Annotated in this window: 13 protein-coding genes; 2 read left to right on the top strand and 11 right to left on the bottom strand. The window is 62.6% G+C overall.

All coding sequences use genetic code 11. The features are described 5' to 3' along the window. Positions 1-130: 130 nt before the first annotated feature. The 3 genes from HMPREF1022_RS00965 to HMPREF1022_RS00955 form a co-directional block, all read right to left on the bottom strand. Positions 131-877 carry a DUF4851 domain-containing protein gene (locus HMPREF1022_RS00965; protein WP_009301501.1) on the bottom strand — a complete coding sequence of 249 codons (747 nt, stop codon included), beginning with the start codon at positions 875-877 and terminating at the stop codon, positions 131-133. A 387-nt stretch (positions 878-1,264) separates the two neighbouring features. Next, positions 1,265-4,660, bottom strand: coding sequence for a tetratricopeptide repeat protein (locus HMPREF1022_RS00960; protein WP_009301500.1), 3,396 nt, complete (start codon positions 4,658-4,660; stop codon positions 1,265-1,267). A 125-nt stretch (positions 4,661-4,785) separates the two neighbouring features. Beyond that, positions 4,786-5,892, bottom strand: coding sequence for a sigma-54 interaction domain-containing protein (locus tag HMPREF1022_RS00955; protein ID WP_008683750.1), 1,107 nt, complete (start codon positions 5,890-5,892; stop codon positions 4,786-4,788). Between the two features lie 218 nt (positions 5,893-6,110). Between HMPREF1022_RS00955 and hrpB the strand changes: the two genes are divergently transcribed. Then, positions 6,111-8,732 (top strand): ATP-dependent helicase HrpB, encoded by a 2,622-nt coding sequence (gene hrpB / locus HMPREF1022_RS00950; RefSeq protein WP_009301499.1) that lies wholly within the window; start codon positions 6,111-6,113, stop codon positions 8,730-8,732. On the opposite strand, the gene HMPREF1022_RS00945 is transcribed toward hrpB, so the two are convergent. Together HMPREF1022_RS00945 and HMPREF1022_RS00940 are read right to left on the bottom strand one after the other, a co-directional pair. Next, positions 8,729-9,082, bottom strand: coding sequence for a cupin domain-containing protein (locus tag HMPREF1022_RS00945; RefSeq protein ID WP_008683748.1), 354 nt, complete (start codon positions 9,080-9,082; stop codon positions 8,729-8,731). The genes hrpB and HMPREF1022_RS00945 overlap by 4 nt on opposite strands. A gap of 169 nt (positions 9,083-9,251) precedes the next feature. Next, entirely contained in the window at positions 9,252-10,217 is a 966-nt protein-coding gene (locus HMPREF1022_RS00940; protein ID WP_009301498.1) for a YheT family hydrolase, read from the bottom strand. Positions 10,218-10,356: 139 nt separating this feature from the next. Between HMPREF1022_RS00940 and HMPREF1022_RS00935 the strand changes: the two genes are divergently transcribed. Next, the gene (locus HMPREF1022_RS00935; protein WP_035060388.1) at positions 10,357-11,589 is read left to right on the top strand and encodes an NAD(P)/FAD-dependent oxidoreductase; all 1,233 of its coding nucleotides are present in this window, start codon (positions 10,357-10,359) and stop codon (positions 11,587-11,589) included. A 73-nt stretch (positions 11,590-11,662) separates the two neighbouring features. Here HMPREF1022_RS00935 and HMPREF1022_RS00930 read toward each other — a convergent pair whose 3' ends face one another. The 6 genes from HMPREF1022_RS00930 to murC all read right to left on the bottom strand — a co-directional run bounded on the left by HMPREF1022_RS00930 (position 11,663) and on the right by murC (position 18,248). After that, positions 11,663-11,866 carry a dual CXXC motif small (seleno)protein gene (locus HMPREF1022_RS00930; RefSeq protein WP_009301496.1) on the bottom strand — a complete coding sequence of 68 codons (204 nt, stop codon included), beginning with the start codon at positions 11,864-11,866 and terminating at the stop codon, positions 11,663-11,665. A 615-nt stretch (positions 11,867-12,481) separates the two neighbouring features. Continuing rightward, positions 12,482-13,801: a cell division protein FtsZ gene (gene ftsZ / locus HMPREF1022_RS00925; protein ID WP_009301493.1), complete on the bottom strand. Its 1,320-nt coding sequence runs from the start codon at positions 13,799-13,801 to the stop codon at positions 12,482-12,484. Positions 13,802-13,845: 44 nt separating this feature from the next. Beyond that, positions 13,846-15,081, bottom strand: coding sequence for a cell division protein FtsA (gene ftsA, locus HMPREF1022_RS00920; RefSeq protein ID WP_008684826.1), 1,236 nt, complete (start codon positions 15,079-15,081; stop codon positions 13,846-13,848). A 35-nt stretch (positions 15,082-15,116) separates the two neighbouring features. Beyond that, positions 15,117-16,007 (bottom strand): cell division protein FtsQ/DivIB, encoded by an 891-nt coding sequence (locus HMPREF1022_RS00915; RefSeq protein WP_008684827.1) that lies wholly within the window; start codon positions 16,005-16,007, stop codon positions 15,117-15,119. After that, complete coding sequence (gene murB, locus HMPREF1022_RS00910) at positions 15,992-16,882, bottom strand: UDP-N-acetylmuramate dehydrogenase (protein ID WP_008684829.1); 891 nt, start codon at positions 16,880-16,882, stop codon at positions 15,992-15,994. Before murB ends, HMPREF1022_RS00915 begins: the two co-directional genes overlap by 16 nt. Beyond that, complete coding sequence (gene murC, locus HMPREF1022_RS00905; protein ID WP_009301492.1) at positions 16,875-18,248, bottom strand: UDP-N-acetylmuramate--L-alanine ligase; 1,374 nt, start codon at positions 18,246-18,248, stop codon at positions 16,875-16,877. Before murC ends, murB begins: the two co-directional genes overlap by 8 nt. Positions 18,249-18,623: the final 375 nt, after the last annotated feature.

Raw genomic sequence — 18,623 nt, 5'->3', positions numbered from 1 at the left:
GTGCCCCAGGACAGCTTTAGCCCCCACATACTATATGGTTTTTTACCCATACACGCAGTTTTTCAACACGTCAATTGTATTGTGCTCTGTTGGGGTTGCTACAGCCATTTTTCATCCATTCAGAAGCGGATCAATTGGCGTTAAAAAAATCATACTTTGACACGGTGCCCAGGAAATTTTCATCCATGTACTGCCATTGCACGCCTTGGGCATAGCCCTGGCGCAGCTGGGAAAGGTCGGAGGGCACGGGCCCCACGCTGAACGTTTCCCGAGCCCGTTGCTCAAAGGCTCTGAGCGTATCGGCGGCACCCAGAGGCAAGGCCGAAAGAGATTCAATACCGGCGGGAAGCGGTTCGCGATATTCCATAATGATTTTGTCGTCATTGAAATTATAGCGGGCCGCAAAGCCCCGCGCCAGCCAGCGCACGGGCTGTCCTGTCGTCGTCTTGTCGGCCACCAGAGCCCCGAAGGGGTCATGGCCGTTATCCACAATATAGGTGCAGGCCTGATATCCCACGCCGTCGAAAACCTCCACGCCTTCATCCACGCTGAACGGGCGGCGCATGATGCCGTCCCAGTACCAGCCCTGCGGCACTTCGGCCTGGGCCACCACAGCCATGGGGCTGATGTCGCCGGTTCCGTAAACGGCAAGCCATACTCGAATGGGCAGACCGCCCATCATGCCGCTCCAGGTCAGATTGACCGAGCCCTGCCCTGCCGTGAGCAGCGGCATATTTTTAGCCTCCAAGGAAATAGCCGGGCGGGTTGTGGAAACATACGCTGAACCCAGCATGCCGCGTTGTTGCGCGGCATTACAGCCGGTCATCAGCAACACCAGAGCCGCCACACAGAAAAGACGCATGTGTTTTATCGCCATTGCGCAATGCTCCTCAAGATCGGCGTTCCACCGTTAATCCGGCCAGACGCCGGGTAACTGTTTCTTATCCACTACAAACATATGCCAAGGCCCGGCGACTGGCAATCACTATTATGAGAACAGTGGAACGAATGGCCGGATACGGCCGAAAGAACGCCATTACGGCGGCAGAAAAGAAAGGAAGCGCGGGAATCGGAGAATTTCAGAGTAAATTGCCCCGGGGGCCGCGAAGACAGCCGCCCGACGCGAGCGCCAGCCGTTGGCGGCTATGCCGCCTTATGGATGGCGACAGCAGAGATAGGTGCAAGCGTAATGTACATGCGCCGGCCTGCCGGAGGGCTCAGTTTCAACCTTTTGAGATTGTACAATCTCAAAAGGTAACCTGCTCTATTGTTGTGCCGGCTGTTGCGCTTGGGAGGGCTGTTGTTGCGGCGCGGGGGCGCCCCCCGGCATGTAGTTCTGCAGGTCGCGCGAAACCTCAAAGGTACGCAGTTCGGCGGCCGCAGCCTTGGCGAAGGGCGAGTCGGGGAAACGTCGGGCAAGGTCCTCCAGCAGGGCCTGAGCGCGGCTGGAATTGCCCAGTTTGCGGTAAAGGCGCGCCTCCCGGAAGCGCAGACCCGGATATTCCGGCGAATTTTCCGGCACAAAATCATTGTAACGGTTCACCCATTGCAGGGCCTCGGGGATGCGGTTGCCCACCTCGCAAATATCCATCAGCGCGGCCACCGCGTCCTTAATACGCTGCGGATCGGCCTTGTCGGAGCGCTCATCCTGCAGCTGGGTGAACAGGTCAATAACCTTGCGGTTGAGCTCGTAGGAGCTTTTGATATCCTTGCGGTTTTCCGCGTCACGGGCCAGAAAATAGGTGGCATAGGCCCGCTGGTAGAGCGGAATATCGGGACGTGCCGCCAATTGTTGCCACATGGCCAACGCCGGTCCGGTCAGATTCAGATTCTGAGCGGAGAGAGCCAGTGCGTAATCCAGTTGCTTGCGCAACTGGGGCTTCATATCCCAGGTGGAAACCAGCTTGCCCAAGTCCAGAACCTTGTCCCAGGCCCCGGCCTTGAGATAACGGTTGAAAAATTCCGTAAAGGCCGCTTCGCCGTACTGCAGGTCCATGGGAGACTTCAAAAACTCTCCCAGCAGCTCAAAGGCCTTCTGCTCATTGCCGCGCTCCAGCCAGCCCTGGGCCAGGGCGTAGCGCAAACGCGGGTCCGGCGCGCCGTAGCGCTCACGCACCAGGGGAAAGCCGTTCCACAGGATCAGAATACGGCCGTAATTCTGTTCAGCCAGGGAATTGGCCAGTTCCTTCTGAAAAGCCCGCCAGATGATTTCACGGGCCTGGGGCACGTCGGGGTGTTCGGGGTAGCCGTCGATGAAATCCGCCGCTTTGCCCATGGCCTCGGTATACTGTTTGTCCCAGTACAGCCACATGGCCTGCTTGAGCCGGGCCAGCACGGCGTCCGGGGCCGTTTTGGAGGATTCGGCCAGCGCCGCGTAGGTCTGCCACAGCGGCGGCTCCCCACCCTTGGCGAAGACCTTGCTCATTTCCTCATAAGTGATGGGCGATTCGTAAATGCCCTTTTCCGCAAGACGCAGCCGGGCCGTGGAGGCTGCGGGCGAGGCTGCGAAGCGGCGCTCCAGCTCGTGATAAATAAAGTCAGCGGCGGTGGCATTGCCCTGGCGCAGATAGGTGTCGCCCATCTTAAGCAGAATCGAGTCGTTGCCTTGGCGGCCGGGCTCCAGGTTGATGTAGAGCCAATAGAGATCCAGCGCCGTGTCGATCCTTTGCAGGGTCTCATCATTACCGGCCTGCAACAGCAGGAAGGAGGGCTCGCCAATATAGTAGCGCGGCCAGCGCTTGCTGATGAAATCCAGAATGATCTGGGCCTGGTCGTGTTTTTTCTGATTGAAAAACGCCTGTGCCAAGCCCACGGAGGCGGCCTGCAATTGGGAGGATTCGGGATATTTGTCCAGCACTATGGAAAAGGACTGCTCCGCTTCGGCATTGAGCTTCCGCTTGAGCTGCGCCTGCCCCAGGGCCGTGAAGCCCTGCGCCACACCGGGATAATCAGGATAACGCCGGAGCAGGGCCACAATATAGCCGCCCGCGTCCACCAGATTGCCCACATTGACGTTGGCAAGACCCAGACGCAGCAGGGCATCGGGTACGCGGGGCGAACGCAGGTCGGCGTTCATGGCTTCGCTGGTGGAAGAAACAATAGCCTCATAACCCGCCAGAGGGTTATCGGCATAGCGCGCCCAGAGGCAGTCGCTGATATAATAGAGCACCTTTTCCCGCATTTCAGGCGTGATGTCGGTCAGCGCGCGGATTTTCTCCAGCTGCGGCAGGGCTTCGTCAAATTTGTTCTCGCTGATCAGGCGTTCGGCCTCGGCCAGCATTTTATCCGGCTCCGGCGGCTTGGGCACGGGATTGCCCTGCTCATCCACGTAGATGACTTCCCGGGGCTTTTCCGCAGCCGCGTCTTTTTTCTCGTCCTTGTTTTCGCCCACAGGCAGGCCCACGGCCCTCTTGTTCACCGCGCCGGAAGCCTCCGGCCCTTTATCCTGTACCAAAGGCGCGTCCGGGGCTTTTTCCCGGCTCTCCCGCAAAACAGTGTTCTGCGGAACCGGCGCATCCTGTTCGTCCTGACCGATTTGGGCGGCCTGGGGGGTCTGCGCTTCGGGGGTGGCAGCCACGGCATCGTCCGCAGCCTTCCGCTCCACAACGGGGGCGGAGGACGTTTCAGAGGCAACGGGTGGCGCGGTCTCACCGCTTTCTTGCGCGGGAGCCCCAGGCGCGGCAGTGGGTTGCGCCGCCTCAACGTTCTGCGTCGGAGCCGCGTTACCGTCGGCCCCGCCGGGACGGACCTCTGTCCTGTTTTCATTATTTCCGGCGGATGCGGAGGCGCTCTTACCGGATTCCGGCAATGTAGCCGTGGAAAGGCCGCCGGCTTCGGGCCAGTCTTCCGGGCCGCCGGTATTGACCTTGCCGAGCAGATCCTGGCGGGAGAGCATCATCCCCCTGTCGCCCAACTCTTTGGGGCCGTTGTTTTCCGGAACCTCAGCGGCATAGGCCGGTGCGGACCAGAAGCCTCCGCTTTCGGCCCCGGACAGGGAAAAATCCGGTATGGATCGCTGCTCAACCGCAACAGGCGCGGCCAAAGGCGTCGGCACAGCCAGATCCGCCAGCCGGGAATACGGCAAAGCGCGTAATCCGCTTAACTGGCGGCGCAAAAGATCAGAAGGAATCTGCCCGACCGGAAGAATTACCGTGTTCCCGGCGTTTGCCAAGCCCGTAGAAAGCCGCGCCCGCGTGTCGACCGGGGCCGCGACCGAAGCGGCGGCCTGGGCAGGCGTATTCGTCGGATCCCCCGCAGCCGGGGCGGCAAAGAATTCCATAGTCACCCTGTCAGGCGCGGGGCGGGTCAGCACGTAATTGACGACGCGCGGGGAAAGGCGGATGCGCAGCCGCCCGTTGTCGAGCGCCAGAGCTTGCAGCAACGCGCCGGGCTCAGGGGCAACCCCGGCTTGGCGCAAAGAATGGGCCGGGCTGTTCAGCAGCAGCTCCAGATCCGCAGCGCCGGTGCGCGTCACGCTGCGGGCCTGGCCGGGGCTGTCCAGCACCAGGATCAGCCGTCCGGCATCCGCGCCGGGCAGCCATTGCCAGAGCATGGCCCACGCCTGCTCCGGCCGGAGCAGGCACACGCCCAACAGCAGGCAGAGCCACGGCAAAAAGCGGCGGAACGCACCCTGCACAACGGCGCTATGAGACCGGGACATTCCGGCGCTCGGGATTCTATTCACTGGCTATGGCAGTAAAATATGACGGATCAGACATCCGCCCCGTTTTATGCAAAAGATATGCCTGCGCATGGCGGAAAAGAAGCTCTTTCGCGCCATCGGCATCAGGGATTGCGCTTTTTGAGCTTTTCAATGAGGGTGGTGCGCTTGATGCCCAGATATTCCGCAGCCTGGTTCTTCACGCCCTCGGCCCGTCTCAGCGCCTCGTCGATCAGGCGGCTTTCCACGGCGTCCAGAAAATCCTTGAGATTCAGCCCATGGGTTTCCAACACGCCCAGATCCGGCCAGACAAAGTCCCCGGATCGGGCCGGTACGTGCCCGGGCTCCGCAGGGAGCGGCGCGCCCGGCAGCGATTGCGTGGACGGAGCAAGTTGCGGTGATGAGGCGGCATCCTCGGGCGCGCCCTGCTCTTCCACTTCCGGCAGAGCCGACACATCGCCCACCTGGTCCAGGATCTTGCGCGGCAGGTCCGAGGGCTGCACCACCGCGCCGTCCACCAGGATGCTCAGGCGCTCCATAAAATTTTCCAGCTCGCGCACATTGCCGGGCCAGGCATAAGCCGCCAGAACGCGGCGGGTATCCGGCGCGAGGGCCAGAGTCGGGCGGCATTTCTTACGGCAGAAATGATCCAGGAAATGCCGCGCCAGCAGCAACACGTCGCCGCCGCGCTCGCGCAGGGGAGGCAGATGCAGGGGAATCACGTTCAGACGGTAATAAAGGTCCTCACGGAAGTGACCGGCCTCCACTTCGGCTTCCAGGTCACGGTTGGTGGCCGCCACAATGCGCACATCCACCTTTTTGCAACCGCTGCCGCCCACGCGTTCAATTTCCTTTTCCTGGAGCACGCGCAGAATCTTGACCTGAAGACTCAGCTCCATCTCGCCGATTTCATCCAGAAAAATGGTGCCCCCGTCAGCCAGTTCAAAGCGGCCCGGCCTGGAGCGGATGGCATGGGTGAAGGCGCCCTTTTCATGCCCAAAAAGTTCGCTTTCCAACAATTCCTTGGGGATGGCCCCGCAATTGATGGGCACAAAGGGCTTGTCGGCGCGGCGGCTGTTGGCGTGCAGGGCGCGCACCAGCAATTCCTTGCCTGTTCCGGATTCGCCGGTTACAAGCACAGTACTGTCCGTGGGGGCCACTTTGCCGAGAATTTTGAAGACTTCGGCCAGCGTGGTGCTTTGGCCGATAATGCCGCTTGTATTTAGCTCCATGGTCTCTTCCCCGCGTTACAGAGCTTTTCAGGTGTCAATACACTGACGCGCGCTGAATTGCCAGTGAAAAAAACAGGATGCCGGTTTGTTTTGCCGCACCGGCGCAACTTTTTTACACATCGCCCATGAGCCAGATACCTTCCGCACCCACCCCGCCCGCTTCGCAAGAGCCATCCCGCCGTTCTTGTCCGCCCTGCCCTCCCTGGCCCCCCTGTCCCGTGGACGAACTGCGCCCCGAGCTGCTGCGCCTCCTGGAGAGCGGCGGCAGCCTGGTGCTCAGTGCCCCGCCCGGCGCGGGCAAGAGCAGCCGCGTGCCCCTCTGGCTGCTGGGCGCGCCCTGGCTGGCAGGCCGCAAGATTTTGCTGCTGGAACCGCGCCGCGTGGCTGCACGGGCTCTGGGCCGCTACATGGCCCGCCTGCTCGGCGAGGAACCGGGGCACACCGTGGGCTGGCGCATGCGCGAGGAAAGTGTCATTGGCCCGGACACCCGCATTGAAGTCATTACCGAGGGCGTACTGACCCGCCTGTTGCAGGCCGACCCGGAACTGCCCGAGGCAGCCTGCGTGATTTTCGACGAATTCCACGAGCGCTCGCTTCAGGCCGATCTGGGCCTGGCCCTTTGCCTGGAAAGCCGGGCCGCCCTGCGGCCCGACCTGCGCCTGCTGGTCATGTCCGCCACGCTGGACGTGCAGGCCGTGGCTCGGCTGCTGGGGAATTGTCCCGGCCTGAGCTGTGCAGGGCGCAGCTTTCCGGTGGAAACGCGGCGGCTGCCCTTGCGCGGCATGGGCACGCCCTTTGGCCCCGAACTCTGGCGTCATACAGCGGCGGTAATCCTGCAACTGCTGCGTGAGGAACCCGGCAGCCTGCTGGCCTTTCTGCCCGGTGCGGGCGAAATCCGGCAGGTGGCAGCCCTGCTGGAAAGCCGTTTGCCGCCGGACGCGCGTCTCTGCCCGCTGTACGGCAATCTCTCCGCCCGCGAACAGGACGCGGCCATTGCTCCGGCCCGGCACGGCACGCGCAAGGTGGTGCTGGCCACAGCCATTGCCGAAACATCCCTGACCATTGAAGGCGTGCGCCTGGTGGTGGACGCGGGCTTGGCGCGCAGCGCGCATTTTGATCCCTCCTGCGGCCTCAGCCGCCTAGTCACCGACCGTGTCTCCCTGGCCGGAGCGGCCCAGCGCGCGGGGCGGGCCGGGCGTACGGAACCGGGCATCTGCTGCCGCCTCTGGGCCAAAGAAGAGGAAAACGGCATGCGCCCGCAGATCCGGCCCGAAATTCTGGATGCCGATCTGAGCGGCCTGCTGCTGCAGCTGGCGGTCTGGGGAACAGGAGGACCGGACGGAGTGTCCTCCCTGGCCTGGCTGGATCAGCCGCCCGCCGCCGGGCTGGCCGTGGCCCGGCAGACCCTGTGTGATCTGGGCGCGCTGGACGACCAGGGCCGCGCCACCGCCCTGGGCCGGAACATGGCCGCGCTGCCCGCAAGCCCGCGCCTGGCCCGGTTGCTGCTCCACGGCAAAGAACGCGGGCACGGGGCCCTGGCCTGCTGTCTGGCCGCCCTCCTGGAAGAGCGCGGCCCGCTGCCGCGCGCGGGCCGGGAAGGCAACGGCGAAACAAGCAGCGATCTGGCCTGCCGCCTGGACTGGCTTTGCCGGGGCCGCGATGTGCCGGAAAAGACGCGCCCGCGCCGCTGGGCCCGGCGTTTGGCCGGTCTGCTGAACGTCCGGCAAAAAATTTTCGAGACCGCCCTGGCGGATCAGGACGCCTTGGGGCCGCTGCTGGCCCTGGCCTGGCCCGAATGGCTGGCCCAGCGTCTTCCCGCCCCCCAGCCCGGACAAGCCGGGGGACAAGCCATGGCTTCATTTCTGCTGCGTTCCGGCCGGGCCGCGCAATTGCCCGTGAGCGACGCCCTGGCCCGTTGCGAATTTCTGGCCGTGGCCGCCGTATCCGGCGACGGTTCGCGCGGGCGCATCCGTCTGGCCGCTCAGCTCAACCGCCAGCAACTGGAAGAACTCTTCGGCTCGCAGATCAGCACCGAGGACAGCGTCAGCGTTTCGGACGACGGCGCGGTACTGGCCCGCCGCCGTCAAACTCTGGGCAGTCTGCTGCTGCGGGACGAACCGCTGCCCCGCCCCGACGCCGGGACATGCGCCGAGGCCCTGTGTGAGTTCATACACCAAGGCGGCCCGCAGATATTGGCCCGTCTGCCCTGGAACGACGAAATCCGCCAATGGCGGGCGCGGGTAAGTCTGCTGCGCGAGTTGAACGGCGACCCCTGGCCGGATCTGAGCGATGCCGCCCTGCTGGGGCACCCTGAAACCTGGCTGGCTCCTTACCTTATAGACTGCACCGCGCTGCGCCGGTTAACGTCCGGCCGCCTGCTGGAGGCCCTGCGGGCGCAATTGCCCTATGCTCTGGCCCGGCGGCTGGAGCAGGAAGCTCCCGACAGCTGGCAGGTGCCCTCAGGCGCAATGCGGCCCATTGTTTACGGAGAGGAAGGCGGCCCCTGGCTGGCCGCCAAACTGCAAGAGCTTTTCGGCTGTGAGGAAAGCCCGCGCATCGCGCGCGGCCGGATCGCACTGACCTTGCGGCTGAACTCCCCGGCGGGGCGTCCCCTGCAGGTTACGCGTGATCTGGCCCATTTCTGGCGTAACGGCTACCAGGCCGTGCGCGCGGAAATGCGGGGCCGCTACCCCAAACATCCCTGGCCGGAAGATCCGCTCACGGCCCCGGCCACGGCCCTGACCAAGAAAAAACTGGCTGCCGAAAACAAAGCCTCAAGGCAAGGGACAGCCCTCACAGGAGGAGCCGCCCATGGCCCCCAGGCCGGAAATGACGCTTAATCCGTGGCGCTTTCCGGTGGAAAGACCACAACCAGCAGCATTTTGAACGCCTCGGGGGCGCGCACGGCGTGCGGATGCCCGGCGGGCATGACAATGCAGTCCCCGGCATGCAGCATATGCTTCGTGTCATCAATAGTGATTTCGCCCGTGCCGTCCAGGGCAATGACCAGCGCGTCGCCCGTGGAGCGGTGGGCGCTGATTTCCTCGCCCTTGTCGATGGCGAAAAGCGTCAGGCCAAAGGCGCTGTTCTGTGCCAGGGTCTTGCTGATGACCTGCCCCGGCAGATAGTCCACCTGCTGCGCCAGGGGCAGCGCTGCCGCGTAATCCAGATTTTTGAGATATTTTTCCATGCTAGGGCCTCCTGCATATATTCTTGAAGCATACAGTGGAAACAGCATTTGTCTCCTTGCCTTCAGGCGCGGGCGTCAGCTCATGCCGCCAAAGCATCCCGCCTCTTCGAAATGCACATGCTCTGCCATTCTAGATAGGCCCGTCCGAACCGAAAGCAAGCCCCGCGGCTCAATTCCAGATCTCTTCCATGAACTCCAGAACCCGCTGCTCGCTGTAGTAGGGCTTTCCCCACGGCACAAAGCCCACGTGGCCGCCGTGCGGGGCCACTTCCAGACGCAGGGAGCTGTTTTCCCGCGCCGCGTCCCAAGGATAACAGGAGGGGGAACAAAAAGGGTCGTCGGCGGCCATCAACAGATAGAGAGGAATACGAACCGCAGGCAGATCGGCCAGCACGCTGTTTTTCTCCCAGTAGTCGCGCGCCGAGGCAAAGCCATAAACCGGCGCGGTAAAGCGCTCGTCGAATTCCGCGAAGGTGCGGATGCGCTCCAGGCCTTCCACGGAAGGATAGTGCGGGAAGCGAGCCGCCTTTTCCCGTACTTTGCGGCGCATGGTGCGCAGAAAGTAGGTCATGTACAGGCGGCAGGACGGCCCGTCCATGACCGGGGCAGCGCCCGCCAGATCACAGGGCACGGACACGGCCACCGCCGCGCGTACCAGCGGCGACACCGGCCCCCGCCCCAGATAGCGGCAGATCTGATTGCCGCCCATGCTGAAACCAGCCAGCAGAATGGGCAAGTCAAAGGACTCCGCATAGCGGACCACCGTGCCCAGGTCGCCGGTTTCGCCCATGTGATAGAGGCGGTCGGTGCGGTTGGGTTCGCCGGAGCAAGAACGCATATTCCAGGCCAACACCTGAAAACCGCGTGCCGTCAGCAGCCGCGCCAGCCCCAGAATATACTTGCGGCGGCTGTTGCCTTCCAGGCCGTGGGAAAGGACGGCCAGCCCACGCGGCGCGCCCGAAGCGCAGGGGTGCAGATCCAGATCCAGAAAATCGCCGTCCGGCGTGTCGATGCGGATGCGCCGCAAATCGGCTGGCAAGCGGGGCCGGGGGCGGAAAAGCACCGGCCAGATGGTGTTCAGGTGAGCGTTGGCAAGGCCCGGCGGGGCCGTATAGCGGGAAGGAAGTATTGGCATGGGCAAAGGCCTCGTGTACGCTTGCGCCATGTGCGCAAAATATGATTCTAGCCTTCGCCGTGAAAAACTGTCAAATGCCGCTCCCCGGCGCGGCGAAGTCAGGCCCGCACGCCGGACGGATGCGTGCGAACAGGCGGATGTGCTCATTTTGGGGGCGGGGGCGGCCGGATTGTTCTGCGCGCGGGAGGCGGCCGGACGCGGCCTGCGCGTCGTGCTGCTGGAGCGGGCCGCCGTGCCGGGCCGCAAGCTGGCGGTCAGCGGCGGCGGCAAGGCCAATTTCACCAATCGCGGAATCACGCCGCGGGACTACCACTCGCACCGCGACGGCACCTTCTGCGTCCCGGTTCTGGCCGCCTTCAGGCCTGAGGACATGCTGTCCCTGGTGCGCGCCTGGAATCTGCCCGTGGAAGAACGCACCCACGGCCAATTATTTCTGACCGTTCCGGCTCAGCGCCTGGTTCAGGCCCTGGTCCGCGACTGCCGGGATCGCGGGTGCCGTCTGGTCTGCGGCGCGACCGTAACCAGCGTCAGCCACGACGGCGAGGGCTTCAGCGTGGAGGCCGGGGGCGCGCTTTGGCGCGGCAAAACCCTGGTACTGGCGCTGGGCAGCCCGGCCTGGCCGCAGGCGGGCGGCAGCGGCTCCGGCTACAGGCTGGCCCAGAGCCTGGGACATACGGTCATTCCGCCGCGCCCGGCTCTGGTTCCGTTGCGCCTGCCCGCCGATGATCCCGACAGCGCGGCCCTGTTGGAGCTTTCCGGCATCAGCCTGCCGGTGCGGATCAGTTTGCCGGAGGCAGGCAATCAGGAGCGGACCGTTTCGAACGTGGGATTGGAGCGCGCATGGCCCGAGCATACATGGGAAGACGACCTGCTTTTCACCCATGACGGCCTGAGCGGCCCGGCGGCGCTGAAAGCCTCGCTGTTCTGGCGGCCGGGCGCGCCCATGCGGCTGGATTTCCTGCCCGGTCGGGATGTGGCGGCGCTGCTGGATGCGCCCGAAGCCGGACGCCAGACCCCGCGCGCCCTGCTGGCCCGCCATCTGCCGCAACGACTGGCGGACGCCCTGCTGCCCTCTCCTCTGGCCCGCCGCAAAATCGCCGAGCTGTCCCGCGCCGCGCGCAGCCGGATTGCGGAGGCCGTGCAGGCCCGCATGATAACGCCCGACGGCACGGCGGGCCTGAAAAAGGCCGAAGTTTGCGCCGGAGGCGTGGACACCCGCGAGGTGGACCCACGGAGCATGACCAGTTTGCTGTGCCCGAACCTGTACATCGTGGGGGAATTGCTGGATGTGACCGGCCTGCTGGGCGGTTATAACCTGCACTGGGCCTGGGCCAGCGGCATGGCTGCCGGACGGAATATAAGGAAGCAGTGATTAGTGGGCTTTTTGCCCTCTGCCCGCGTCAGGCTCACTTCGTGAGAAGTGACACAAGCCTTTTTGAAACGGCTCAAATCCGGTCGCAATAGACGTTTTCGAGAAAGCGTTCCATGACTTCATCCGCCTGGTTGATATAGTCGTTGAGCGGGAATTGCGCCTTGCAGGCCGGACAACGCATGTAGGCTTCGTGGCAGGTGCGGGCGATGTGCAGGCGCGCTCCGCAGCGGGGGCAAGCGAGCGTGGTTTCAGCGTCACGGGCGGCGAAAAATGCCATGCGGCAACTCCTTTTCAGACCAGTAAGATGTCACTCCGCCCGCGGCGGCGCGCAAGCCTTTACGGCTTTGCGACATGTGTCGTTTGACGCGGCTCCAGCGTGCGGAGGCTTCAAACCATGGGGCGGATGCCCAAGGTTGCCTCCAAAAGGGGGTGCAAGTCAACGAAGTGTCGCAAAGTAAAAGTCCGCTTTGCCAACGGCATCGCGGACTTTAGAGCAAATTAACTTTGAGATTTTACAATCTCAAAATATTGAGGACGCCCGCTCCGGCATGTAACAGCGCAAATAAATTGCGCTTATGCCTTCGCGGCGGACGGCCGCTTTCGCAGCCGCCAGAGTAATTTCATTCTGAAACTGCTCTGATCTGACAAATTTTACGCCCCGCACTGGGAGCCCCCCAATGGGGCTCCCGGCGGGCATTTCAGGGCCGAAGAGGCAAGCCCTGAAAATTGTGAAACAGAAAAACTATGCCGCCCCAGGAGCTGTTTCCAGAGCGTTTTGATATTGAAAATATCTCAACGCCCTGTGCGGATTTTCCGTGAAAAACCGCACCGCGAAATTATCGCAAGGCGAATTTACTTCGCCGGTAAGCGATAATTTCAAACGCAAACGGCTCTAATCGGCCTGGGTCCGGATAAAGGTCGGAATTTCAAAATCGTCCTCGTCATAGGTGAAGTCGTCCTGACCGGGGTTGTGCGGCCGACGGCGGCTCTGGCCCATGGCTTCGCGCTTGAGCAGATAGGGAGGACGATTGCTCTTTTCGTCGTACCAGCGCTCCACTTCCGAACGGCGGGTGGCGCGGGGCAGGCGCATTTCCGGCTCTTCCTGCGACTCCTGCACCAGGTTGCCCTGCTGCGAGCGCCCGAGCTGGCGGCGGCGGGGTTCGGCCATGACGGCGTCCGGGCCGGGCTGGCGGAAATTGGTCACCGTGGCGGCGGGAGCCTGCACGGGCTGCATGGCCTGGGGCGACTCAATGCCGGTGGCAATGACCGTCAGACGAATTTCGTCGCCGATGTTGTCGTCAAAGACCACACCGAAGATGATGTTGGCGTCCTCGGGCGTGGCATCGGCGATAATGTCGCCGATTTCGGCGATTTCCTCGGCCGTGATGTCCATGGGTGCGGTGATGTTGTAGAGCACTGCCTTGGCGCTCTCCAGGGAGACGTCTTCCAGCAGCGGACTCATGATGGCACGTTGGGCCGCCTCGCGGGCGCGGTTCTCGCCCGAGGCCATGCCCGTGCCCATGAGGGCCAGACCCGCTTCTGCCATAGTGGTGCGTACATCGGCAAAGTCAAGGTTGATCAGGCCGTCGCCCACAATCACGTCGGAAATACCCTTGACGGCGTAGTACAGCACGTCGTTGGCCTTTTGCAGCATTTCGGAGAACGGCGCTTTTTTGGGCGCAAAAGCCAGCAGGCGGTCGTTGGGGATGGTGATCAGGCAGTCCACATGCTGCTTGAATTCCTCCAGACCGGCCTCGGCCGCGCGTTTGCGTTTGACGCCTTCAAAGCTGAAGGGCTTGGTGACCACGCCCACGGTCAGCGCGCCCATTTCCTTGGCGGCCTGCGCCACCACCGGGGCCGCGCCCGTGCCCGTGCCGCCGCCCATACCGGCGGTGACGAAAACCATGTCCGCATCGCCGATGGCCTCGCGGATGGCGTTCACGCTTTCCACGGCGGCCTCACGCCCGATGGACGGATTGGCGCCAGCGCCCAGGCCTTTGGTCAATTTTTCGCCCAACTGCACCTTGAGCGGGGCGGTATTTTTTTTCAAAGCCTGCACGTCGGTGTTGGCGCAGACGAACTGCACACCGCGCAAGCCGGAATCAATCATGTTTTTCACGGCATTACCACCGCCGCCGCCTACGCCGATAACCTTGATTTTGGCGCTTCCGGCCAAGGAGGTGTCAATATCGTCAACGATTGACTGAGCCATGTTTCCTCTCCTGTTTTTGCTGTCCCCAAATGCCCGCTTGAGATTTATGAGATATCCGCGAACCATTTCTTCATGCGTGCGAGTACGCCGTCAAAGACGCCGGACTCGCTGCGCGTGGTGAACTTTTTCTGACCGGACATTTCCTTTTCCGCTCCGTAGCGCAACAGACCCACAGCCGTTGAAAACTTGGGGCTGTTGACCACATCTTTGAGACCGCCCACATTGCGCGGATAACCAATGCGCGTGGGCAGATTGAAAATTTGTTCGCCCAGTTCCTGGCAACCTTCCATCAGGGCCGTGCCGCCGGTCAGCACCACGCCCGCGCCGATCATGTCCTTGTAGCCGGAGCGCACCAGCGTCTGGTCCACCAGATAAAGGATCTCCTCCATGCGCGGCTCGCAGATTTCGGCCAGCACCTGGCGCGAAAGGCGGCGCGGCTCGCGTCCGCCCACGCTGGGCACTTCAATAAATTCGTCGTGGCGCACCAGATCGGCAAGAGCGCAGCCGTACTTGATCTTGATCTTTTCCGCCGAGGCAATGGGCGTGCGCAGGCCGAAGGCGATGTCGTTGGAAAGGTTCTGCCCGCCCAGAGCCAGCACCGCCGTGTGCTTGATAGCGTCGTTGGCAAAGACCGCGATATCCGTGGTGCCGCCGCCCAGATCCACCAGGGCCACGCCGATCTCACGTTCCTCCTCGGTGAGCACGGCCTTGGCCGAAGCCAGGGATTCCAGGGCGATATCCGACACTTCTAACTGGCTGCGATGGCAGGAGCGCACGATATTCTGCGCCGAAGACACGGCCCCGGTGACGATATGCACCTTGACCTCCAGGCGCACCCCGGCCATGCCCAAGGGGTCGGCAATGCCGCGCTGGTTGTCCACAATGTATTCCTGCGGCAGGATGTGGATCACCTCGCGGTCCGCCGGAATGGCCACGGCCCGCGCCGCGTCCAGAGCGCGCTCGACGTCGCGCTGGGCAACTTCGCCGCCCTTGACGGCAATGACGCCGTGGCTGTTGATGCCCATGATATGGCTGCCGGCAATGCCCACGTAGACCGAGTGGATCTCGCAGCCGGCCATGAGTTCCGCGTCTTCCACTGCCTTGCGGATGGACTGCACGGTCTGCTCGATGTTGACCACCACGCCCTTGCGCAGACCGGTGGAAACGCTTGTGCCGATGCCCACCACATCCACCAGACCCGACTCCGAAAGTTCGCCCACCACGGCGCAGATCTTTGTGGTGCCGATGTCAAGGCCTACGATGAGCTCGGACTTATTCATTATGTTCTCCTCACAACCGCCCGTCACGCGCCGGCTCAGTTTTGCGCGGACTGATTAAGAATGACCCAGACATTGCCGTTGACGGCGCGCACTTCGCGCACGTTTTTCAGCTCGTGCCGCCGCGCCAAGTCGCCGAGCGTCACGCTCATCCGGGCCAGATTGCCGCTCCAGTCGTCAGTGGCGATGGAAAGGCGCATTTCCCGGTCTTCCAGATAAATCTCCAAGCCCCTGCCCGGGCTCACGGTCAGCGAGGCAATGGCCCCGGCCTCTATGGGCAGCGCGCCGCTCTGCATGTCTTTCATCAGGCGCGAGAGGTAGGGCGCGGCGTCCTCGGCTCCCGGTTCGATGCGCAGGGTGGGCAGGGAGAGAAAATTTTTGCTCTCCACCGGCGCGATAATCCCGCCGCGCTCATTGGCGTAGTACAAGACGCCGTCCTTGTGCACCCAGAAGGAGGGCATGCGCTCCTTCAATTTGATCACGAACCTGTCGGGCAGCAGGCGCTTGACCGAAACTTCCTCCACCCAAGGTGTCTGGCGCAGATTCCGCTCCACTTTGGCGATGCTCACGGCCAGACTGTTGTCGCCCTCTTTGATGCCGCCGTATTGCAGCACCATCTCGCGGGAAAGCCGCACATTGCCGGTCACATCCACATGCCTGGTGATGAAAAAGTCGCTGGTGACCGCTTTGTTATAGAGCCAGAGGGAGGCCGTGCCCACTCCTGCCAGTACCAGCATCGCCGCCAGCAGCAGGCCCGTCAGAACCGCGAGGCTTTTCAGGCCGCCCAAGCGCTTGAGCCAGCCGAACATCCCGGCAAGGAATTTCGGGAGGTGGACCGAAGGAAACAGGCTTCCTTTCGCCTTTGAGGGCTTTTCCTTCGTATAGGCATTGCGGGCCTTGCGGCCGTTTTTCTTCAAGGCAAGCGGCACGGCACTATCCTGACCTCCGGCTCAAGCGCATAGCCGAAACGTTGCCGCACAGCCTCTTTGGCTTCATGCAGCAGGGTCAAAGCCGCTTCCGCGCTGCCCCTGCCTTCATTGATCAAAAAATTGGCGTGCAAGGTTGAAAAGGCCATGCCGCCCAGCTTCTTTCCCTTGTAGCCGGTCAGTTCCAAAAGCTTTCCGGCGGGCATATCCTGTGCGGGATTTTTAAATACGCAACCCGCGCTCCAGGCCGTCACAGGTTGTTTAGACTTTTTCTCAAAAAAGTTGTGACGCATGCGTTTAGAGATGCCATCCCTTGCGTCTTCGGTCAAGCCAAAAGTGGCTTCAACTACCATGAATCCCTCTTTTTCTTCTGAAATGGAGAGCCTACGATAGCCGTATTGCAGTGCATCAACAGTGACCCGTCGCACTGCTTCATTGCTAACTATCTGAATGGATTCGATATTTTTACATGTTTCCGTACCAAAGGAACCGGCGTTCATGGCCACGGCCCCGCCCACGCTGCCGGGTATGCCCACCAGCCCTTCCAGGCCGCTCAGGCCTTGTCCGGCGCAAAAACGCAACAGGCGCGGCAAGGGCACGCCCGCGCCGACCCGCACCAGAATTTTACCATCCTTCTCACCCGCGATTTCCGGCCCGCGCATAAAGCGCGGACGCAGCAACACCAGAGGCAGGTCACCGTCCCGGGCCAGAATGTTGCTGCCCGCGCCCAGGATCAACGGACTGCCGCCCAGGGCGCGCAGCCGTTCGGGCAGAGCCGCCAGATCCGCCGCATCTTCCAGGACCAGCTCGGCAATGGCCGTGCCGCCCAGACGCAGGGTGGTCCGCTCCGCCAAGCTGGGGCGCATGACTTCACGCATGGCCGCGCCCCTCCAGCCAGGCCGGGCCGAGACGGGTGATGGAACCCGCGCCCAGGGTCAGCAGCACGTCGCCGGGCCGCAGCACTTCCGGCAGGGCCTGGGCCAGGGCGTCCAGCGTCTGGAAATACCGTACCGGCGTGGTGGAAACCTGCTGCACGCCCTGCGCCAGACTCTGGCCGGAAACGCCGGGAATGGGTTTTTCCGAAGCCGCGTAAATTTCGGTCAGCAGGACTTCATCCACCTGATCAAAGACCTTGCAGAACTCGCCGAAATGGGCCTGCGTACGGCTGAAGCGGTGCGGCTGGAAGGCCGCCACAATGCGCCTGCCGGGAAAAACCTGGCGGGCCGTGGCCAGGGTGGCCGCGATTTCCGCCGGATGGTGGCCATAATCGTCCACCACGGTCACGCCGTCCTTTTCGCCCTTGAACTCAAAACGCCGTCCCACGCCCCCGAAACCGCCCAGGCCCCGGGCGCAGCGTTCAAAAGCGATGTCCGCCTCCATGGCCGCGCCGATGGCGGCCAGGGCGTTCAGGATGTTGTGGCGGCCCGGCTGGGGCAGGCTCACCTCGCCCAGTTTTTCGTCTTCGCGCCAGACCTCGAAGCGGCTGCGCAGCCCGCTTTCCAGGAGCACGGCGCGCAGATGGTTGTCCGCTGCGAAGCCGTAGGTCAGCACCGGACGCTTGACGCGCGGCAACAGGGCGCGCACGCCCGGATCGTCGCCGCAGACCACATTGATGCCGTAGAAAGGCACATTGTTCATGAACTGCACAAAGGCCGCGTCAATGGCCTCGCGGCTTTTGTAATGATCCAGATGATCCTCGTCCACATTGGTGACCACATTGATGATGGGCAGCAGACAGAGAAAGGAGCCGTCGGATTCGTCGGCCTCGGCGATAAGGTAGTCTCCGTGGCCCAGATGGGCATTGGTGCCGTAGACATTGAGGCGGCCGCCGATGATCACCGTGGGGTCCAGCCCGGCGGTGTCAAAGATGGAGGCGGTCAGCGAGGTGGTGGTGGTCTTGCCGTGGGTCCCCGCAATGGCTATGCCCTGCCGCAGGCGCATGAGTTCGGCCAGCATTTCGGCGCGCGGGATGATGGCGATGTTCCTGCGGCGGCCTTCCACCAGTTCGGGATTGTCGTCGCCGATGGCTGTGGATTTGACCAGCACCTGCACGTCGCCCACGTTTTCGGCGGCGTGGCCCACGGCCACGCGCGCGCCCAGCTCGCGCAGATGCCTGACCACCGCCGAATCGCTCAGATCCGAGCCGGAAATCTCGTAGCCCTGATTGAGCAGCACCTCGGCAATGCCGCTCATGCCCGCGCCGCCGATGCCCACCATGTGAATGTGCCGGATTTTGCTGTTCATATCTTAAGCCTTTAGAAAAAATCTAGATATTTTGCGGAGATACCTCCGCCTTCAAAAATATTTCAGGCAAACTGCAACGATCAAAATACTCCAGAAGCTATTTCTAAATTGTCCTTTCGCCTTCTGCCTGCGTCGGACTCGCCCCGTAATAAGGTCGAATATGCTTGAATATACTCCCTCCACCCAGGACTCACCTTCCTTGGCAGAGAATGAAAATCCTTATTTAAAAACAGCCCCGGGGCCTATTGACGCTACTGGGATTTTGTTCGCTGGCAAGGAGAACGAGCCTTTTATGAAAGGAGTGTACTCTTCTGGTACTCGACTGGAATAAAAGGCGAAGTTCGACAAAGCCAGCGGGCAAAAGAACGTAATGTC

Origin of the sequence: Desulfovibrio sp. 6_1_46AFAA, from assembly GCF_000224635.1 — a bacterium.
GTDB classification, from domain to species: Bacteria; Desulfobacterota; Desulfovibrionia; order Desulfovibrionales; family Desulfovibrionaceae; genus Desulfovibrio; species Desulfovibrio fairfieldensis.
Note: the sequence above shows the minus strand (reverse complement) of the source record. Positions and strands in the feature narration are given on the sequence as shown.